The sequence below is a fragment of the Streptomyces cyslabdanicus genome, from assembly GCF_052663305.1.
On sequence record NZ_JBQRUW010000007.1, the window covers coordinates 130,011 to 146,882 of the forward strand.

The 16,872-nt window shown below is 70.5% G+C and carries 14 protein-coding genes and 1 tRNA gene; 8 read left to right on the forward strand and 7 right to left on the reverse strand.

Going from position 1 to position 16,872, the window contains the following annotated elements; translation table 11 throughout:
- A complete protein-coding gene (locus ACTYVM_RS04915) occupies window positions 1–588 on the reverse strand; it encodes a TetR/AcrR family transcriptional regulator (protein WP_445524718.1) in 588 nt (195 codons plus the stop codon).
- A 232-nt stretch (window positions 589–820) separates the two neighbouring features.
- Here ACTYVM_RS04915 and paaN point away from each other — a divergent pair, with 232 nt between their 5' ends.
- Entirely contained in the window at window positions 821–2,512 is a 1,692-nt protein-coding gene (gene paaN / locus ACTYVM_RS04920; RefSeq protein WP_445524719.1) for a phenylacetic acid degradation protein PaaN, read from the forward strand.
- Between the two features lie 20 nt (window positions 2,513–2,532).
- Here the strand turns inward: paaN and ACTYVM_RS04925 are convergent, their stop codons facing one another.
- The 6 genes from ACTYVM_RS04925 to ACTYVM_RS04950 all read right to left on the reverse strand — a co-directional run bounded on the left by ACTYVM_RS04925 (window position 2,533) and on the right by ACTYVM_RS04950 (window position 7,178).
- Window positions 2,533–3,285 carry a TrmH family RNA methyltransferase gene (locus ACTYVM_RS04925; RefSeq protein WP_400030386.1) on the reverse strand — a complete coding sequence of 251 codons (753 nt, stop codon included), beginning with the start codon at window positions 3,283–3,285 and terminating at the stop codon, window positions 2,533–2,535.
- Complete coding sequence (locus ACTYVM_RS04930; RefSeq protein WP_445524720.1) at window positions 3,282–4,493, reverse strand: HTTM domain-containing protein; 1,212 nt, start codon at window positions 4,491–4,493, stop codon at window positions 3,282–3,284. The genes ACTYVM_RS04925 and ACTYVM_RS04930 overlap by 4 nt, the downstream gene beginning before the upstream one ends.
- Window positions 4,490–5,401, reverse strand: a complete 912-nt coding sequence (locus ACTYVM_RS04935; protein ID WP_445524721.1) for a DUF5819 family protein — start codon at window positions 5,399–5,401, stop codon at window positions 4,490–4,492. Before ACTYVM_RS04935 ends, ACTYVM_RS04930 begins: the two co-directional genes overlap by 4 nt.
- 242 nt (window positions 5,402–5,643) lie before the next feature.
- A complete protein-coding gene (locus ACTYVM_RS04940) occupies window positions 5,644–5,973 on the reverse strand; it encodes a rhodanese-like domain-containing protein (protein WP_400030823.1) in 330 nt (109 codons plus the stop codon).
- An 80-nt stretch (window positions 5,974–6,053) separates the two neighbouring features.
- Window positions 6,054–6,902: a hypothetical protein gene (locus ACTYVM_RS04945; protein WP_445524722.1), complete on the reverse strand. Its 849-nt coding sequence runs from the start codon at window positions 6,900–6,902 to the stop codon at window positions 6,054–6,056.
- Between the two features lie 189 nt (window positions 6,903–7,091).
- A tRNA-Leu gene (locus ACTYVM_RS04950) sits at window positions 7,092–7,178 on the reverse strand.
- A 487-nt stretch (window positions 7,179–7,665) separates the two neighbouring features.
- On the opposite strand from ACTYVM_RS04950, the gene ACTYVM_RS04955 reads away from it, so the two are divergent.
- The 7 genes from ACTYVM_RS04955 to ACTYVM_RS04985 all read left to right on the forward strand — a co-directional run bounded on the left by ACTYVM_RS04955 (window position 7,666) and on the right by ACTYVM_RS04985 (window position 16,859).
- The gene (locus ACTYVM_RS04955; RefSeq protein ID WP_445524723.1) at window positions 7,666–8,526 is read left to right on the forward strand and encodes an FHA domain-containing protein; all 861 of its coding nucleotides are present in this window, start codon (window positions 7,666–7,668) and stop codon (window positions 8,524–8,526) included.
- 10 nt (window positions 8,527–8,536) lie between these two features.
- A complete protein-coding gene (locus tag ACTYVM_RS04960) occupies window positions 8,537–9,049 on the forward strand; it encodes an FHA domain-containing protein FhaB/FipA (RefSeq protein WP_445524724.1) in 513 nt (170 codons plus the stop codon).
- Window positions 9,050–9,140: 91 nt separating this feature from the next.
- Complete coding sequence (locus ACTYVM_RS04965) at window positions 9,141–10,709, forward strand: Stp1/IreP family PP2C-type Ser/Thr phosphatase (protein ID WP_445524888.1); 1,569 nt, start codon at window positions 9,141–9,143, stop codon at window positions 10,707–10,709.
- Between the two features lie 27 nt (window positions 10,710–10,736).
- The gene (locus ACTYVM_RS04970; protein WP_445524725.1) at window positions 10,737–12,170 is read left to right on the forward strand and encodes an FtsW/RodA/SpoVE family cell cycle protein; all 1,434 of its coding nucleotides are present in this window, start codon (window positions 10,737–10,739) and stop codon (window positions 12,168–12,170) included.
- Window positions 12,167–13,651 carry a peptidoglycan D,D-transpeptidase FtsI family protein gene (locus ACTYVM_RS04975; protein WP_445524726.1) on the forward strand — a complete coding sequence of 495 codons (1,485 nt, stop codon included), beginning with the start codon at window positions 12,167–12,169 and terminating at the stop codon, window positions 13,649–13,651. The genes ACTYVM_RS04970 and ACTYVM_RS04975 overlap by 4 nt, the downstream gene beginning before the upstream one ends.
- A gap of 170 nt (window positions 13,652–13,821) precedes the next feature.
- A complete protein-coding gene (gene pknB, locus ACTYVM_RS04980) occupies window positions 13,822–15,795 on the forward strand; it encodes a Stk1 family PASTA domain-containing Ser/Thr kinase (RefSeq protein ID WP_445524727.1) in 1,974 nt (657 codons plus the stop codon).
- Between the two features lie 353 nt (window positions 15,796–16,148).
- On the forward strand, window positions 16,149–16,859 hold the full coding sequence (locus ACTYVM_RS04985; RefSeq protein ID WP_445524728.1) for a restriction endonuclease: 711 nt from the start codon (window positions 16,149–16,151) through the stop codon (window positions 16,857–16,859).
- Window positions 16,860–16,872: the final 13 nt, after the last annotated feature.

Below are 16,872 nucleotides of genomic sequence, written 5' to 3' on the forward strand. Positions count from 1 at the left end.
TCAGTCCTTGCGCAGCCCCGAGAACACCAGCCGCGTCACCGCGTCGGCCACCTCGCGCTCCCCCATGCCGCGCCCGTCGGGCCGGTACCACTCCACGATCGAGTTGATCATCCCGAAGACGAGCCGGGTCGCCAGCCGCACCTCCACGTCGGAGCGCACGTCCCCCTCCTCCGCCGCCGCCCTCAGCAGCTCGGCCACCCGGTGGTCGAAGTCGCGGCGGCGCTCCAGCGCCCAGCGCTCGGTCTCGGTGTTGCCGCGCACCCGCAGCAGCAGCGTCACATAGGGCAGCTCGGTGATGAGCACCTCGACCATGCGCCGCACCACGTACTCCAGGCGCTCGGCGGCGCTTCCCGTACGCGCGTGCTCCTCGCCGAGGATCCCGAACAGCTCGTCCAGGGCCCGGCTGACCGCCCGGCGCAGCAGCTCCTCCTTGCCGGCGACGTGGTGGTAGATCGACGACTTGGAGATGCCCGCCGCCCTGGACAGGTGCTCCATGGAGGTGCCGTCGTAGCCGCGCTCGTTGAAGACCCGCACGGCCACGGACAGCAGCGTCTCCGGGGTGTACGTGTCGCGCCTGGCGGTGGTCATGAGGTGCCCTCCCACTTGTCGGTGGCGTAGGCGTGGCGGTGGAACGCGGCGGACGCTGTCATGTGCGCGATCCTCCCGCACCGCGCTGTCCTCGGACGCGGCGGACCCCTTGTCCCGACCGATCGTTCGGTTACTCTAACCCTGACCGCCTGTTCCTGCCCATGGCCGTGACCATGGAGATGCCAGATCACGGGCTCGACGAGGAGCTCTTGAGACGAGGAGTTGGTCCCGCATGGCCGCCGAACTGACCGCACACGAGCTGATCGCCAGGCACCGGCCCACCCTGGACCAGGCGCTGGAGGCGATCCGCACCCGCGCGTACTGGTCGCCCCACCCCGAGCACCCCAAGGCCTACGGGAACGACGGCAGCCTCGACGCGGCCGCCGGCCAGGCCGCCTTCGACGCCGTCCTGGGCACCCGCCTCGACCTCGGCCAGCCCGGCACGGACGACTGGGTGGCCGGCGAGACCTCGCCGTACGGCATCGAGCTGGGCGTGAGCTACCCGCACGCGGACGTCGACGTGCTGCTGCCCGCCATGAAGGCCGGCCAGCGGGCGTGGCGGGACGCGGGCGCCGAGGCGCGCGCCATGGTGTGCCTGGAGATCCTCAAGCGGATCAGCGACCGGACGCACGAGTTCGCGCACGCCGTCATGCACACCTCAGGACAGGCGTTCATGATGGCGTTCCAGGCGGGCGGCCCGCACGCCCAGGACCGCGGCATGGAGGCGGTGGCGTACGCGTACGTGGAGCAGGTACGCACCCCCGACACCGCCGAGTGGACCAAGCCGCAGGGCAAGCGCGACCCGCTCGCCCTCACCAAGCGGTTCACCGCCGTCCCGCGCGGGATCGCGCTGGTCATCGGCTGCAACACCTTCCCGACCTGGAACGGCTTCCCGGGCCTGTTCGCCTCCCTCGCCACCGGCAACGCGGTCCTGGTCAAGCCGCACCCGCGCGCCGTACTGCCGCTCGCGCTCACGGTGAAGACCGCCCGCGAGGTGCTCGCCGAGGCCGGCTTCGACCCGAACCTGATCGCCCTGGCCGCCGAGCGGCCCGGCGAGGGCATCGCCAAGACGCTCGCCACCCGCCCCGAGATCAGGATCATCGACTACACCGGCTCCACGTCCTTCGGCGACTGGCTGGAGACCAACGCCCGCCAGGCCCAGGTCTACACCGAGAAGGCCGGCGTCAACACGGTGCTCGTGGAGTCCACCGGGAACTACCAGGGGATGCTCGCCAACCTGGCCTTCTCGCTGTCCCTCTACAGCGGCCAGATGTGCACCACCCCGCAGAACCTGCTGATCCCCCGCGACGGCATCCGCACCGACCAGGGCCCCAAGTCCTTCGACGAGGTGACCGCCGACCTCGCCAAGGCGGTGGACGGCCTCCTCGGCGACGACGCGCGCGCCAACGCGCTGCTCGGCGCGATCGTCAACCCGGACGTCAAGGCCCGCCTGGAGGCCGCCGCGGGCCTCGGCGAGGTCGCCCTCGCCTCCCGCGAGATCACCAACCCGGACTTCCCCGGCGCGGTCGTCCGCTCGCCGGTGATCGTGAAGCTGGACGGCACCAAGCCGGACGCCGAGGCCGCCTACATGAACGAGTGCTTCGGCCCCGTCTCCTTCGCCGTCGCCGTCGACTCGGCCGCCGACGCGGTGGAACTGCTGCGCCGCACCATCCGCGACAAGGGCGCGATGACGGTGGGCGCGTACACGACCGACGAGGACGTCGAGCAGGCGGTGCAGGAGGTGTGCCTGGAGGAGGCGGCCCAGCTGTCGCTGAACCTCACCGGCGGGGTGTACGTCAACCAGACCGCCGCGTTCTCCGACTTCCACGGCTCCGGCGGCAACCCGGCGGCCAACGCGGCCCTCACCGACGGCGCGTTCGTCGCCAACCGCTTCCGGGTGGTGGAGGTCCGCCGGGAGGCGTAGGCCCTCGGGCCCTCGGGCCCTCAGGACGCGGCTGCGCCCCCGGTGGCGCTCCAGTGGTACAGCGTCATCGCCACGCTGGTGGCGAGGTTGTAGCTGGAGACCTGGGGGCGCATCGGCAGCGCCAGCAGGTGGTCGGTGCGTGCGCGCAGTTCGGCGGACAGGCCGCTGCGCTCGGAGCCGAAGGCGAGCACGGCGTCGTCGGGCAGCTTCACCCCGCGGATGTCCTCGCCCTCCGGGTCGAGCGCGAACAGCGGCCCGTGCGGGAGTTCGTCCACGCCCAGCCGCTCCACCGCGGTCGCGAAGTGCAGCCCCGCCCCGCCGCGCACCACCGTCGGGTGCCAGGGGTCCAGGGTGCCCGTGGTGACCACTCCGGTCGCCCCGAAACCGGCGGCCAGGCGGATCACCGCCCCCGCGTTGCCCAGGTTGCGCGGCTGGTCCAGGACGACCACCGGCGCGCTGCGGGGCGAGTGCGCCAGCGCCCGCAGATGGGCCTCGCGGGACGGCCGTACGGCCAGGGCCGCCACGGCGGTGGGATGCGGGCGCGGCACGAGGGAGGCGTACGTCTCCCGCGGCACCTCGCTCAGCAGGGCGTCCAGCGTGTCCCGCAGGTCCGGCGCCAGCTCGTCCGCGAGGGCGAGCGCCGCGCGCCGGTCGGCGGTGACGGCCACCGGCACCTCGGCGCCGAAGCGCAGGGCGTGCTTGAGGGCGTGGAAGCCGTCGAGCAGCACACAGGCGCCGGCCCGCCGGTGCCAGGCGCGTACGGGGTCGTTCATGCCGGGAAGCCTACGCGGGCGGGCCCGGTGTCCTCCGGGGAGCGCGGGTCCCGCGCCGGGGACCGGTCGCCGCCCCGCCGCAGTCGCGCACGCGCGCGTGCCGCGAGGCCGCCCAGACGGCGCAGGAACGACGTCGGCAGGAACACCGCGTCCGCCGCGATCATCGCCAGCGAGAAGAACGGCAGCCCCAGCACGACCGCGATCACGGCGTGCTCGGTCATCATCACCGCCAGCAGGACGTTCTTCACCCGCCGGTTGAACAGCGTGAACGGGAAGGCGACCTGCGCGATCACCGTCCCGTAGGTCACCAGCATCACCAGCGTGCCACTGGCGGACAGCAGACCGGCCAGGCCCGGCCAGGGCGAGAAGTAGTCCAGGTGGAGCGGGTAGTAGACGGCTGTGCCGTCCTGCCAGCGCGAGCCCTGGACCTTGTACCAGCCGGCCGTGGCGTAGATCAGACAGGCCTCGGCCATGATCACGAGCAGGGCGCCGTTGTGGACGACGCGGGCGACGACGTCGAGCAGCATCCGCGGCTGCGCCCAGCGCGCCCGGCGCCCGACCGCCCACCACAGCGCCAGGCCCAGCCAGACCGTCCACAGCAGGACGGGCACGAACGCCTCGCCCCGCACCCGGCCGGCCGCGGTGACCACGGCCAGGAACAGCCCCAGCACGCTCCACAGGACGGGACCGGCCCGGTCGGGCACACCCTCCCCGCGCGCGTGTGCCGCCCGTACCCGTGCGGCCCGGCGCGCGTCGAGCGACCAGACCTGGCCGCAGCGGGTGAACACCAGGTACAGCGACATCAGGTGCAGCACGTTGTCGCCGCCGTCGCCCATGAAGATGCTGCGGTTCTGCAGGGAGAGCACGCCGACCATGAAGAGGACGGACGTCGTGCGGGTGCGCCAGCCCAGCGCGAGCAGCAGGCTCGCCAGCACGGCGAGCGCGTAGCACGTCTCGAACCAGAGGCCGCCGCGGAACCACAGCAGGGCCGTGAAGGCACCGTTGCCCTCGGTCAGCTGCCGGGCGAGGGTCCAGCTCCACGGGCCGTCGGGTCCGTACAGCTCGTGCCGGTGGGGGTACTCGCGCAGCAGGAACAGCAGCCAGGTCAGCGAGAAGCCGATGCGTACGACAGCCGTCTGGTAGGGACCGAGGGCCGCCTCGGTGACCCGGCCGACCCCGCGCGAGACCGCGAGTGCGAGGCGGTTCACCGCACACCTCCCCGGGTCTCGCCGGCCGGCACCGTCCACCAGGGCAGCGAGCGGTAGACCGGCCTGCCCGCCGCCTTCTCCCCGCTCCACGGGGGCGGGGGCACGTCGCTGGTGCGGCTGCGGACCTGGACGCGTTCGAGGACGCCGCCCGCGCCGACAGCGCCGCCCGGGTCGACGCGTTCCAGGCGCAGCACCGCGATGCGGCGCACGTACTGCTCGGCCAGGGCGCCGCGCGGGCCCACCGGCCGGTTGTCGCCGTCGTGGCTGCCCCCGTAGAAGTCCCAGGCGCGGCGCAGCTCGTTCTGCTGGGTGTGGCTGGGCAGCAGGTTGCCGTCGATGGCCCGGCCGTCCTCGGCGGACAGGTCGTACCAGCCGGTGGTGCGGATGCCGCCGTCCGCCCCCCTGACCTCCGCCCGCGCCTGTACGGCGACGTTCTGCTGGAGCAGGTTCGGCGCGAACAGCTTCCAGTTCTGCTCGAACTCCGGGTAGATCCACCCGTCGACGGCCTGGGCGTGCCGCCTGCTCACCGTGTTCGGCGGCGCGACGTGCAGGAACACCATCGCGAGATGCACCAACACCACGACCCCGACCACCACGAGCGCCAGCACCGCACCCACCTGGTACGGCAGGGACAAGGCGGCGACACCACCACCGGGCGCGGGATCGGGGCCGGGGGCTGAGCGGGGAGCCGGAACGGAGGCGGGCGCAAAGGCCAGGGCCTTCCCGTCCGGCCCGCCGGTGGTCCGGGAGTCCTCGTCCGGGCCGACAGCGGCCCCGGCGCTCTCGTCCAGGCCGTCGACGGACGACGGGGTGTCAGTGGGCCCGGGGGTGGTCCGGGGATCCTTGTCCGGCCGGGGGCCCGGGCGCCTGGGGGGCCGGGCGGCGGTCGAGTCGTCGTGCGCGTTCATCCCGCCCCGTTTCCGATCCCGGTCCGCCTTCCGGTCGCCGTCCGGCCGCGGGGCGCCGTACCGCCGCGCGCACCGCTTCCCGGCGCCGTACCGGAACGGTACTCAGGGCCGTCCTCCGGGCACACCCCCGGGGCGTACCGGAAGCCGCCGCACCGGACAGCGGGCGCCTTCCTCACCGACCCGGCCCTGACGCGGGGTCAGGCAGGCACGGGCGTCGGGAAGTACAGAAACCCGGTCCGGTGTCACACCACCTGGCCGGGCCGCCCCTCGTCGGTCACGACGGGTCGGCCGGAGGCCTCCCACACCTGCATGCCACCGTCGACGTTCACCGCGTCGACGCCCTGCTGGACCAGGTACATCGCGACCTGCGCGGACCGCCCGCCGGAGCGGCAGATCACATGGACCCGCCCGTCCTGGGGCGCCGCCTCGGTCAGTTCGCCGTACCGGGCCACGAACTCGCTCAGGGGGATGTGCAGCGCCCCCTCGGCGTGGCCCGCCCGCCACTCGTCGTCCTCGCGGACGTCCAGCAGGAAGTCGCCGTCCTCGAGGTCCTGGACACCGACCGTGGGCACACCAGCTCCGAAATGCATGAGGCGACGCTACCCGAAACGCGCCGAAGGGATCCGGGCGCACCTCACACAGGTCGCACAGGTCACTCCTGGCTCAGCAGCGCGGTCAGTTCGGCCTCCCGCTCCGCGATCTCCTTGTGCAGCTGCTCGGCGATCTCGTCGAGCAGACGGTCGGGGTCGTCCGGGGCCAGCCGGAGCATCCCGGCGATCGCGCCGTCCTCCAGCCCCTTGGCGACCACCGTGAGCAGCTCCTTGCGCCGGGCGAGCCATTCGAGGCGGGCGTACAGCTCCTCACTGCGGCTCGGCAGCTGCTCCTCGGGCTTCGGGCCGGCCGCCCACTCGGCGCCCAGCTCCCGCAGCTCGTCCTCGTCGCCGCGCGCGTAGGCGGCGTTGACCCGGGTGAGGAACGCCTCACGCCGCTTGCGCTCGTTGTCGTCCTGCACCAGGTCGGGGTGGGCCTTGCGGGCCAGCTCGCGGTACAGCCGACGGGCCTCCTCACTGGGGCGCACCCGCTGCGGGGGCCGCACGGGCAGGTCGGTGAGCATCGCGACGGCCTCCGGGTACAGGCCGCTGGAGTCCATCCAGCCGTTCAGCAGCTCGTCGACTCCGGGGATCGGCGTCAGATCGGCCCGCGCCTCCTGCGCCCTGCGCAGGTCCTCGGGGTCACCGGTGCGCGCGGCCGTCGCCTCGGCCGTCAGCACCTTCAGCTCCTCCAGCCGGGCGTAGAGCGGTCCGAGCCGCTGCTCGTGCAGCCGGGCGAAGTTCTCGACCTCCACCCGGAAGGTCTCCACCGCGATCTCGTAGTCGATGAGCGCCTGTTCGGCGGCCCGTACGGCCCGCTCCAAACGCTCCTCGGGCCGCGCCGCAGCGCCCTCGGACGTCGCCCGGTCCGCCCCGGCGACGTCACCCTGTCCAGCTTCCGGGGTCGTCACCCGACCAGACTAGTGCCCAGCCGGGCAACGTTCGCCCCGCCGCGAGGGCCGGCTCCCCCGGCGACAAGGCGGGCCCCGACACGTGAGATACCTCACGCGTCGGGGCCCGCCCCACATTTGTCGGCACAACGAAAAACGGGCCCCACCGTGACTTCCGTCACCGGCGGAGACCCGTTCATCGGTATCTCATGGTGCGCGAGGGGGGAGTTGAACCCCCACGCCCTTGCGGGCACTGGAACCTGAATCCAGCGCGTCTGCCTATTCCGCCACCCGCGCATTGGGTGTGTCCTCCGGCTCCGTTCCCCTGGGGGCTGGCGCCTTCCGACATGCAGAACATTAGCACGCCCCGGACGGCGCATTCACATCGCTTTCCCAGGGCAGACTCCCGGACCGGCCGCACCCGCGCCCACCCGCCGCGGCGACCCGCCGGCCCTGGGCCGCGCCGCCCGGACAGAACCCCGTTCCGTGTCGGAACGCGCCCGTTCACGTATCAACCTCGTACCGGTCGCACCCGTCTGCCCAGGAGCCGGGCAAGGTCCGCGCCCGGGTGCGGGACACTGGTCTGCGACCCCCTTTACGATCCTGGGCAGAAGTACCGAGCAACACCGGGCACGCGACAGGCGTCGACACCCGTCGACAGGGCCGACAGGGGGAACCAGCCGATTCACCGGCGCGTGGATACGATCAGTAAGCAGTACCAGGCAGGCAACACGCAGCACGACGGCAAGACCCACAGCGAAGGCAACGACGGAGGAGGTGCCCCATGGGAGTCCTGAAGAAGTTCGAGCAGCGTCTCGAAGGTCTGGTCAACGGCACCTTCGCCAAGGTCTTCAAGTCCGAGGTCCAGCCCGTGGAGATCGCGGGTGCGCTCCAGCGCGAGTGCGACAACAACGCGACGATCTGGAACCGCGACCGCACCGTCGTACCCAACGACTTCATCGTGGAGCTCAGCGCCCCCGACTACGAGCGTCTGAGCCCCTACTCCGGCCAGCTCGGCGACGAGCTCGCCGGCATGGTGCGCGACTACGCGAAGCAGCAGCGCTACACCTTCATGGGGCCGATCAAGGTCCACCTGGAGAAGGCGGAGGACCTGGACACCGGCCTGTACCGGGTGCGCAGCCGTACGCTCGCCTCCTCCAGCAGCCAGCAGGCGCCCCAGGCCCCCTCGGCCGGTCCGGCCGGCCGTCCCGCCGCCCCGGGCGGATACGGGTACCCGCCCGCCGCCGGCCCCTCCGCTGCGCCCCCCATGCCGGCCGCGCCGCCGCCCGGTGCCCGCCCCGGCGGCTACGGCTACCCGCCGCCCGCCGCCCAGCGGCCCGCGCCCGCCCCGGCGAGCGGCGGCCGCACCCGCTACTGGATCGAGATCAACGGCACCCGCCATCAGATCTCCCGCGCGACACTCGTGCTCGGCCGCAGCACCGAGGCCGACGTGCGGATCGACGACCCCGGCGTCTCCCGCCGGCACTGCGAGATCCGGACCGGAACGCCCTCGACGATCCAGGATCTCGGGTCCACCAACGGCATCGTGGTGGACGGGCAGCACACCACCCGCGCTACGCTCCGCGACGGCTCGCGGATCGTCGTGGGCAGCACCACCATCATTTACCGGCAAGCCGAAGGGTGAAGCGGGGGCAATGTCAGAGCTGACCCTCACGGTCATGCGGCTGGGTTTCCTGGCCGTACTGTGGCTGTTCGTGATCGTGGCCGTGCAGGTCATCCGCAGCGACCTGTTCGGTACGCGCGTCACCCAGCGGGGGGCCCGCAGAGAGACCGCCCGGCCGCAGCAGGCCGCACGCCAGGCGGCGCCGCCGCAGCAGCGCGGTCAGCAGGGCGGTGGCCGCCAGCGCCGCAACGCCCCCACCAAACTCGTGGTGACCGAGGGCATCCTCACCGGCACCACCGTCGCGCTGCAGGGCCAGACCGTCACCCTGGGCCGCGCGCACGACTCCACGATCGTGCTGGACGACGACTACGCCTCCAGCCGCCATGCCAGGATCTACCCGGACCAGGGCGGCCAGTGGATCGTCGAGGACCTCGGATCCACCAACGGCACCTACCTGGACCGGACCCGGCTGACGACCCCCACACCGATCCCGCTGGGCGCGCCGATCCGCATCGGCAAGACCGTCATCGAGCTGCGGAAGTAATACGACTAATGAGCGAGCGGAGCGAGCACGCAGCGGAGGCCGGCACCCCGGGCCCCGGCGCGCTCCCGACCGGAGGGTGGGCACCGTGCGGATGTACCCGGAGCCGACGGGCGAGGTGCGCATGAGTCTGTCACTGCGCTTCGCCGCCGGATCGCACAAAGGCATGATCCGCGAGGGCAACGAGGATTCCGGCTACGCCGGTCCGCGTCTGCTCGCGATCGCCGACGGAATGGGCGGCCAGGCCGCCGGCGAGGTCGCCTCCTCCGAGGTGATCTCCACCATCGTCGCCCTCGACGACGACATCCCCGGCTCCGACATCCTCACCTCCCTCGGCACCGCCGTGCGGCGTGCCAACGACCAGCTGCGCGCCATGGTCGAGGAGGACCCCCAGCTGGAGGGCATGGGCACCACGCTCACCGCCCTGCTGTGGACCGGCCAGCGACTCGGCCTGGTGCACGTCGGCGACTCGCGCGCCTACCTGCTGCGCGACGGCGTGCTGACCCAGATCACCCAGGACCACACCTGGGTGCAGCGCCTCGTCGACGAGGGACGCATCACCGAGGAGGAGGCCAGCACCCACCCGCAGCGCGCCCTCCTCATGCGCGCCCTCGGCAGCGGCGAACACGTCGAACCCGACCTGTCCATCCGCGAGGTGCGCGCCGGCGACCGCTACCTGATCTGCTCCGACGGCCTCAGCGGCGTCGTCTCCCACCAGACGATGGAGGAGACCCTCGCCGGCTACCAGGGCCCGCAGGAGACCGTGCAGGAACTGATCCAGTTCGCGCTGCGCGGCGGCGGCCCCGACAACATCACCGTCATCGTCGCCGACGTCCTCGACCTGGACACCGGCGACACCCTCGCCGGGCAGCTCTCCGACACCCCGGTCGTGGTCGGCGCGGTCGCCGAGAACCAGAACCACCTGCACGACAACGGCATCATGCAGACCCCTGCCGGACGCGCCTCGGGCCTCGGCCGCCAGGTGCCCGGACAGGGCGGCGGTGGCGGCGAGTTCGGCCCGCCCGGCTCCGGCGACACCGCCGGCTACGCCCCCGCGGCCGGCCACGGCGACTACGGCGACGACGACTTCGTCAAACCCCGCAAGAACCGCAGGTGGCTCAAGCGGTCGTTCTACAGCATCCTCACGCTCGCCGTCCTCGGCGGCGGCCTCTACGGCGGCTACCGCTGGACGCAGACGCAGTACTTCGTCGGCACCAACGAGGAGCACGTCGCGCTCTACCGGGGCATCAGCCAGGACCTGGCCTGGCTGAAGCTGTCGAAGATCCACACGGACCACCCCGAGATCGAACTCAAGTACCTGCCGCCCTACCAGCAGAAGCAGGTCAGAGCGACGATCACCGAGGGCGGTCTGGAGAACGCCCGAAAGAAGATCGACGAGCTGTCCGTGCAGGCCTCCGCGTGCAAGAAGGAGGCCCAGCGCCGCACCGTCGCGGACAAGAACGGCGCCACGACGGGCCAGGACCAGGCCGGCGGCACCACGGGAACCACCCGCACCGCCCTCACGTCCAAGGCGACACCGAACCCGTCGACGGCCAAGTCCCCGTCCTCCCCGTCCACGTCCGCCACCGCGTCCACTCCCAGCCCCGGCCCCACTCTCTCGGAGGAAGAGCAGAAGGTCGTCTCGCTGTGCGGTAAGCAGTAGGCAAGCCGTGAGAGGCCCTGTCACACGATGAGCACTACCAACCCGTCGACGCAGCACACGTCCACGATCGGCGCGATCGGCGCGCCCAGCCGACGCAACACCGAGCTGGCGCTGCTGGTCTTCGCCGTCGCCATCCCGGTGTTCGCCTACGCCAACGTGGGCCTGGCCATCAACAGCCAGGTGCCCGCGGGCCTGCTGAGCTACGGCCTGGGCCTCGGTCTGCTGGCCGGCGCCGCGCACCTGGCCGTCCGCAAGTTCGCCCCGTACGCGGACCCGCTGCTGCTGCCGCTGGCCACGCTGCTGAACGGGCTCGGACTGGTCGTCATCTGGCGCCTGGACCAGTCGAAGCTGCTCCAGACCATCGACCAGGCGGGAACGGCCGCACCACGGCAGCTGCTCTACACGGCCCTGGGCATCGCCCTGTTCGTGGTGACCCTGATCTTCCTCAAGGACCACCGCGCCCTCCAGCGCTACACCTACATCTCCATGGTCGGCGCGCTGATCCTGCTGCTGCTGCCGCTCGTACCGGGCCTCGGCGCCAACATCTACGGCGCCAAGATCTGGATCTCGGTCGCCGGATTCTCCATCCAGCCCGGTGAGTTCGCCAAAATCGTGCTCGCCATCTTCTTCGCCGGCTACCTCATGGTGAAGCGGGACGCGCTCGCCCTGGCCAGCCGCCGCTTCATGGGCCTGTACCTGCCCCGCGGCCGCGACCTCGGACCGATCCTGGTCGTCTGGGTGATGTCCATCCTCATCCTGGTCTTCGAGACCGACCTCGGCACCTCGCTGCTGTTCTTCGGCATGTTCGTGATCATGCTGTACGTCGCCACCGAGCGGACCAGCTGGATCGTCTTCGGTCTGCTGATGTCCGCCGTCGGCGCCGTCGGCGTGGCCAGCTTCGAGACGCACGTCCAGCAGCGCGTCCAGGCCTGGCTCGACCCGTTCAAGGAGTACAAGCTCAGTCAGCAGGGCGTCGTCGGCCACTCCGAGCAGTCGATGGAAGCGCTGTGGGCGTTCGGCTCCGGCGGCACCCTCGGCTCCGGCCTCGGCCAGGGCCACTCCGACCTCATCAAGTTCGCCGCCAACTCCGACTTCATCCTCGCCACCTTCGGCGAGGAGCTGGGCCTGGCCGGCATCATGGCGCTCCTGCTGGTCTACGCCCTGATCGTGGAGCGCGGCGCGCGCACCGCGCTGGCCGCCCGCGACCCCTTCGGCAAGCTGCTCGCCATGGGCCTGTCCGGCGCTTTCGCGCTCCAGGTCTTCGTGGTGGCCGGCGGTGTGATGGGCCTCATCCCGCTCACCGGTATGACGATGCCGTTCCTGGCGTACGGCGGCTCCTCCGTCATCGCCAACTGGGTCCTGATCGGCATCCTGATCCGGATCAGCGACACCGCCCGCAGACCCGCTCCCGCGCCCGCCTCCAACCCCGACGCCGAGATGACCCAGGTGGTCCGCCCGTGAACAAGCCCCTGCGCCGAATCGCGATCTTCTGCGGACTCCTCGTCCTCACCCTGCTCATCCGCGACAACTGGATCCAGTACGTAAAGGCCGACACCCTCAAGAACGACAAGCACAACCGCCGCGTCACCATCGCGCGCTACGCCACCCCGCGCGGCGACATCATCGTCGACGGCAACCCGATCACCGGCTCGGTCGAGACCAAGAGCAGCGGACTCAACGACCTCAAGTACAAGCGCACGTACAAGAACGGCCCGATGTGGGCGCCCGTCACCGGCTTCGCCTCGCAGTCCTACGGCGCCGACAAGCTGGAGAGCGTCGAGGACGGCATCCTCACCGGCAACGACGACCGGCTCTTCTTCCGCAACACCCTGGACATGATCACCGGCAAGCCCAAGCAGGGCGGCAACGTGGTCACCACGCTCAACGCGGCCGCGCAGAAGGCGGCCTACAACGGCCTGAAGAACGTCGGCGGCAAGGGCGCGGCGGTCGCCCTGGACCCCTCCACGGGCAAGATCCTCGCCCTGGCGTCCTACCCGTCCTACGACCCGTCGTCGTTCGCCGGCAACTCCAACGCGGACGCCGAGGCCTGGAACAAGCTCCAGAAGAAGTCCGACCCCAACGACCCGATGCTGAACCGGGCACTGCGCGAGACCTACCCGCCGGGCTCCACCTTCAAGGTGGTCACCGCGGCCGCCGCGCTGGAGAACGGGCTGTACAAGTCGGCGGACCAGGCCACCAACTCGCCGCTGCCGTGGATCATGCCCGGCACGACGACGCCGCTTAAGAACGAGGGCAACATCCCCTGCGAGAACGCCACCATGCGCGAGGCGCTGCGGGTGTCCTGCAACAGCGTCTTCGGCAAGATCGGTGCGGACCTCGGCAACGACAAGATGCTCGAGGAGGCGAAGAAGTTCGGCTTCGACAGCGAGCAGTTCACGCCGGTCCGCTCCAACGCCTCGGTGTTCTCCGACGACATGAACAAGTCGCAGACCGCGCTGTCCTCGATCGGCCAGTTCAACACCGCCGCCACCCCGCTCCAGATGGCCATGGTCGCCTCCGCCGTCGCCAACGACGGCAAGCTGATGAAGCCGTACATGGTCGACAAGCTCCAGTCCCCCAGCGTGGACACCCTGGAGCAGACCCAGCCGCAGGAACTGAGCCAGCCGCTCAGCTCGCAGAACGCCCAGATCCTCCAGTCCATGATGGAGACCGTCGTCAAGGACGGCACGGGCAAGAACGCACAGATCAGCGGCGTCACGGTGGGCGGCAAGACCGGTACCGCCCAGCACGGCGTCGACAACAGCGAGAAGCCGTACGCCTGGTTCATCTCCTACGCCAAGCTCCCCGACGGCAGCTCGCCGGTCGCCGTGGCCGTGGTCGTCGAGGACAACAACGCCAACCGCGACGACATCTCCGGTGGCGGCCTCGCGGCGCCCATCGCGAAGAACGTCATGGAGGCGGTCATCAAGTCCAGGCAGTGACCCCCATCACGCCCCCTTCACATCGGTGCACGTTGCGATACCGGTCCTGTATCGGGTGACGGGCTTGGCCAGGTCACACACAGCGAGCCGGGTACGGTAGGCCCGGACAGCAGCCTCCGGCGGCACAAGCAGTGCCGGTCGGGACCGACGGAGAGGGCTGGTAGGTAGCTATGGAAGAGCCGCGTCGCCTCGGCGGCCGGTACGAGCTGGGCCATGTGCTCGGCCGTGGTGGCATGGCGGAGGTGTACCTCGCGCATGACACCCGGCTGGGACGCACCGTGGCAGTGAAGACGCTGCGCGCCGACCTGGCGCGGGACCCTTCCTTCCAGGCCCGGTTCCGCCGGGAGGCCCAGTCGGCCGCCTCGCTCAACCATCCCGCGATCGTCGCGGTCTACGACACGGGCGAGGACTACATCGACGGGGTCTCGATCCCGTACATCGTGATGGAGTACGTCGACGGCTCCACGCTCCGTGAACTGCTGCACAGCGGCCGCAAACTGCTGCCCGAGCGGTCCATGGAAATGACCATCGGCATCCTCCAGGGCCTGGAGTACGCCCACCGCAGCGGCATCGTCCACCGCGACATCAAGCCGGCCAACGTCATGCTGACCCGCAACGGCCAGGTCAAGGTCATGGACTTCGGCATCGCCCGCGCCATGGGCGACTCCGGCATGACCATGACCCAGACCGCGGCCGTCATCGGCACCGCCCAGTACCTGTCTCCCGAACAGGCCAAGGGCGAGCAGGTCGACGCGCGCTCGGACCTGTATTCGACGGGATGCCTGATCTACGAGCTGCTGACGGTCCGCCCGCCCTTCGTGGGCGACTCGCCCGTCGCGGTCGCCTACCAGCACGTCCGCGAGGAGCCGCAGCCCCCGAGCGTCTTCGACCCCGAGATCACGCCCGAGATGGACGCGATCGTGATGCGGGCGCTCGTCAAGGACCCCGACTACCGCTACCAGTCCGCCGACGAGATGCGCGCCGACATCGAGGCCTGCCTCGACGGCCAGCCGGTCGCGGCCACGGCGGCCATGGGCGCGGTCGGCTACGGCGCCTACCCCGACGACCAGCCGACCACCGCGTTGCGCCCCGACGCCGGCCCCGCGGGCGCGACGACGATGCTGCCGCCCATGAACCCGGACGACGGCGGCTACGGCTACGACGACCGCCCCGACCGGCGCCGCCAGAAGAAGTCCAACACCTCGACGATCCTGCTGGCCGTGGCCGGCCTCCTGGTCCTCATCGGCGCGATCTTCATCGGCATGTACGCCTTCGGCGGGAAGGGCGCCAACAACGACATGGTGCCCGCGCCCAACTTCGTCGGCCACACGAAGGGCGACGCCGAGAAGATGGCCACGAACGGCAGCGTCGTGGTGGCCTTCACCCAGGACACCTGCGAGGACCAGCCCAAGGGCAGGGTCTGCTCGCAGGACCCCAAGGGCGGTGAGGACATCAAGAAGGGCGAGACGGTCAACCTGGTGATGTCCACCGGGGCGCCGAAGGTGACGGTTCCCAGCGTCCGCGGCCTGTCCTTCGACAAGGCGCAGTCCCAGTTGGTGGATCTGGGCTTCAAGGTCGAGAAGAAGACCCGGGAGTCCGACCAGGAACCCAACGTGGTCATCGACCAGGACCCCGCGGGCGACACGGAGAAGGAAAAGGGCTCCGTCATCACCCTCACGGTCGCCAAGCCGGTCGAGAAGGCCACCGTGCCGGACGTCACGGGCAGGACCTGCGACGAAGCCGTGGCCCTGATGCAGCAGAACGGCCTCACCGGCGAGTGCAGCGACACCCCCGTGCCCGACCCCAACCAGGACAACAAGGTCGTCTCGACCGTTCCGGGCGCCAACGAGCAGGTCGACAAGAACTCCAAGGTGACCATCAACATCGGCAGGCTTCAGCAGGAGAAGAAGAAGGTGCCCAACGTCCGCAACCGAACGGTGGGGGAAGCCAAGCAGATCCTCGGGGCAGAAGGCTTCACCAACATCCAGTTCGCGGAGGGCAGCAACCCGGACGACAACGCACGGGTCGTGAACCAGGACCCGGGTCCCGGCCAGGAAGTCGATGACCCCAACGCGCCGATCACGCTGACGTCCATCGACATCGGCAACAACGGGAACGGCAACGGCGGCTTCTTCGGCGGCTGACCCCGACCCTGCCGACACTCAGAGCCCCGGTTCCCCCTCGCAGGAGGAAAACCGGGGCTCCGTCGTACCGCCCGCCCGCCTCGTCACCACATACCTGTACGCAACCCGATCGTGTCTTCATATGTCACGACTCGTTGATCGGGTGGGGTGGGGAATCGAAACGCTCTGCCCCGGCCATATGGCCGCACACGAACAGAAGGGCAGGGCGTGATCAACGAGTCGGGGAACTGGATTCGAATGGGTATCGGGTCCTGACCGGTTCAGAACTGAGTGACTTCAAGCAACTCAGTGGCATCCAGTCACGCACCCGGTCTCTTGCGCTCTTCTCCCGCCGAGCCGTCCTCAACGTGGCCATGCTCCTCAGGGACAGCGACATCGCACGTCAGGTACGTGTGTACCTCCTCGACATGGAATACCTGGCCCGCGCACAGCCTGTGGAAAACCCTCCCCAGCCGGACGTCGTCTCCCTCGATGACCGAATCGACCAGCGCATCAGCCACGTCCTCGGCAAGACCGTCGTCCCCATGTTCAACGCCTTGATCGAAACATCGGGCGAGCACCGGCGGGAGCTGATCGCGCTCCGCGCAGGTGTCCAGCACATCGAGCGGCGGCTGCAGCAGCACCACGCACGCCTCCTCAGGCTGGAGAGCCCCCGCCAGGATCGTCCCCTCGCCGGAGTCATGGCCGCCATGGACTCCATGACCGGCCGTGAGTTCGAGAAGCACATCGCCGTGCTTCTGCAACGCGACGGCTGCACCAACGTGGTCGTCCTCGGGCGCCACGGAGACCGAGGCGTCGACATCACCGCGCTGACGGCCGACGGCCGGCGCCTCGTCGTCCAGTGCAAGAGGTTCGCGCCCCACCTGCGGATCACCAGCCCCGAGGTCCAGAAGTTCGTCGGATCCGCAAAGGTCCTGTACGCCTCGGACGTCGCTCTGTACGTGGCGACGTGTCGCTTCACACCCGACGCCCTGAGCATCGCCGAGGAGGCCGGCATCACCGCCGTGCACCGCGGGCTGCTGGAGAAGTGGGGCGCGGGCGACATGCTCACGGTCCTGAAGTAGGACCGCAGCGACA

Excerpts from the sequence above, each read along its gene's own strand:
- ACTYVM_RS04965 (WP_445524888.1), top strand. The coding sequence starts at position 9,141 with ATGTACCCGGAGCCGACGGGCGAGGTGCGCATGAGTCTGTCACTGCGC.
- ACTYVM_RS04955 (WP_445524723.1), top strand. The coding sequence starts at position 7,666 with ATGGGAGTCCTGAAGAAGTTCGAGCAGCGTCTCGAAGGTCTGGTCAAC.
- paaN (WP_445524719.1), top strand. The coding sequence starts at position 821 with ATGGCCGCCGAACTGACCGCACACGAGCTGATCGCCAGGCACCGGCCC.
- ACTYVM_RS04935 (WP_445524721.1), bottom strand. The coding sequence starts at position 5,401 with ATGAACGCGCACGACGACTCGACCGCCGCCCGGCCCCCCAGGCGCCCG.
- ACTYVM_RS04915 (WP_445524718.1), bottom strand. The coding sequence starts at position 588 with ATGACCACCGCCAGGCGCGACACGTACACCCCGGAGACGCTGCTGTCC.
- ACTYVM_RS04985 (WP_445524728.1), top strand. The coding sequence starts at position 16,149 with ATGCTCCTCAGGGACAGCGACATCGCACGTCAGGTACGTGTGTACCTC.
- ACTYVM_RS04970 (WP_445524725.1), top strand. The coding sequence starts at position 10,737 with ATGAGCACTACCAACCCGTCGACGCAGCACACGTCCACGATCGGCGCG.
- ACTYVM_RS04925 (WP_400030386.1), bottom strand. The coding sequence starts at position 3,285 with ATGAACGACCCCGTACGCGCCTGGCACCGGCGGGCCGGCGCCTGTGTG.
- ACTYVM_RS04960 (WP_445524724.1), top strand. The coding sequence starts at position 8,537 with ATGTCAGAGCTGACCCTCACGGTCATGCGGCTGGGTTTCCTGGCCGTA.
- pknB (WP_445524727.1), top strand. The coding sequence starts at position 13,822 with ATGGAAGAGCCGCGTCGCCTCGGCGGCCGGTACGAGCTGGGCCATGTG.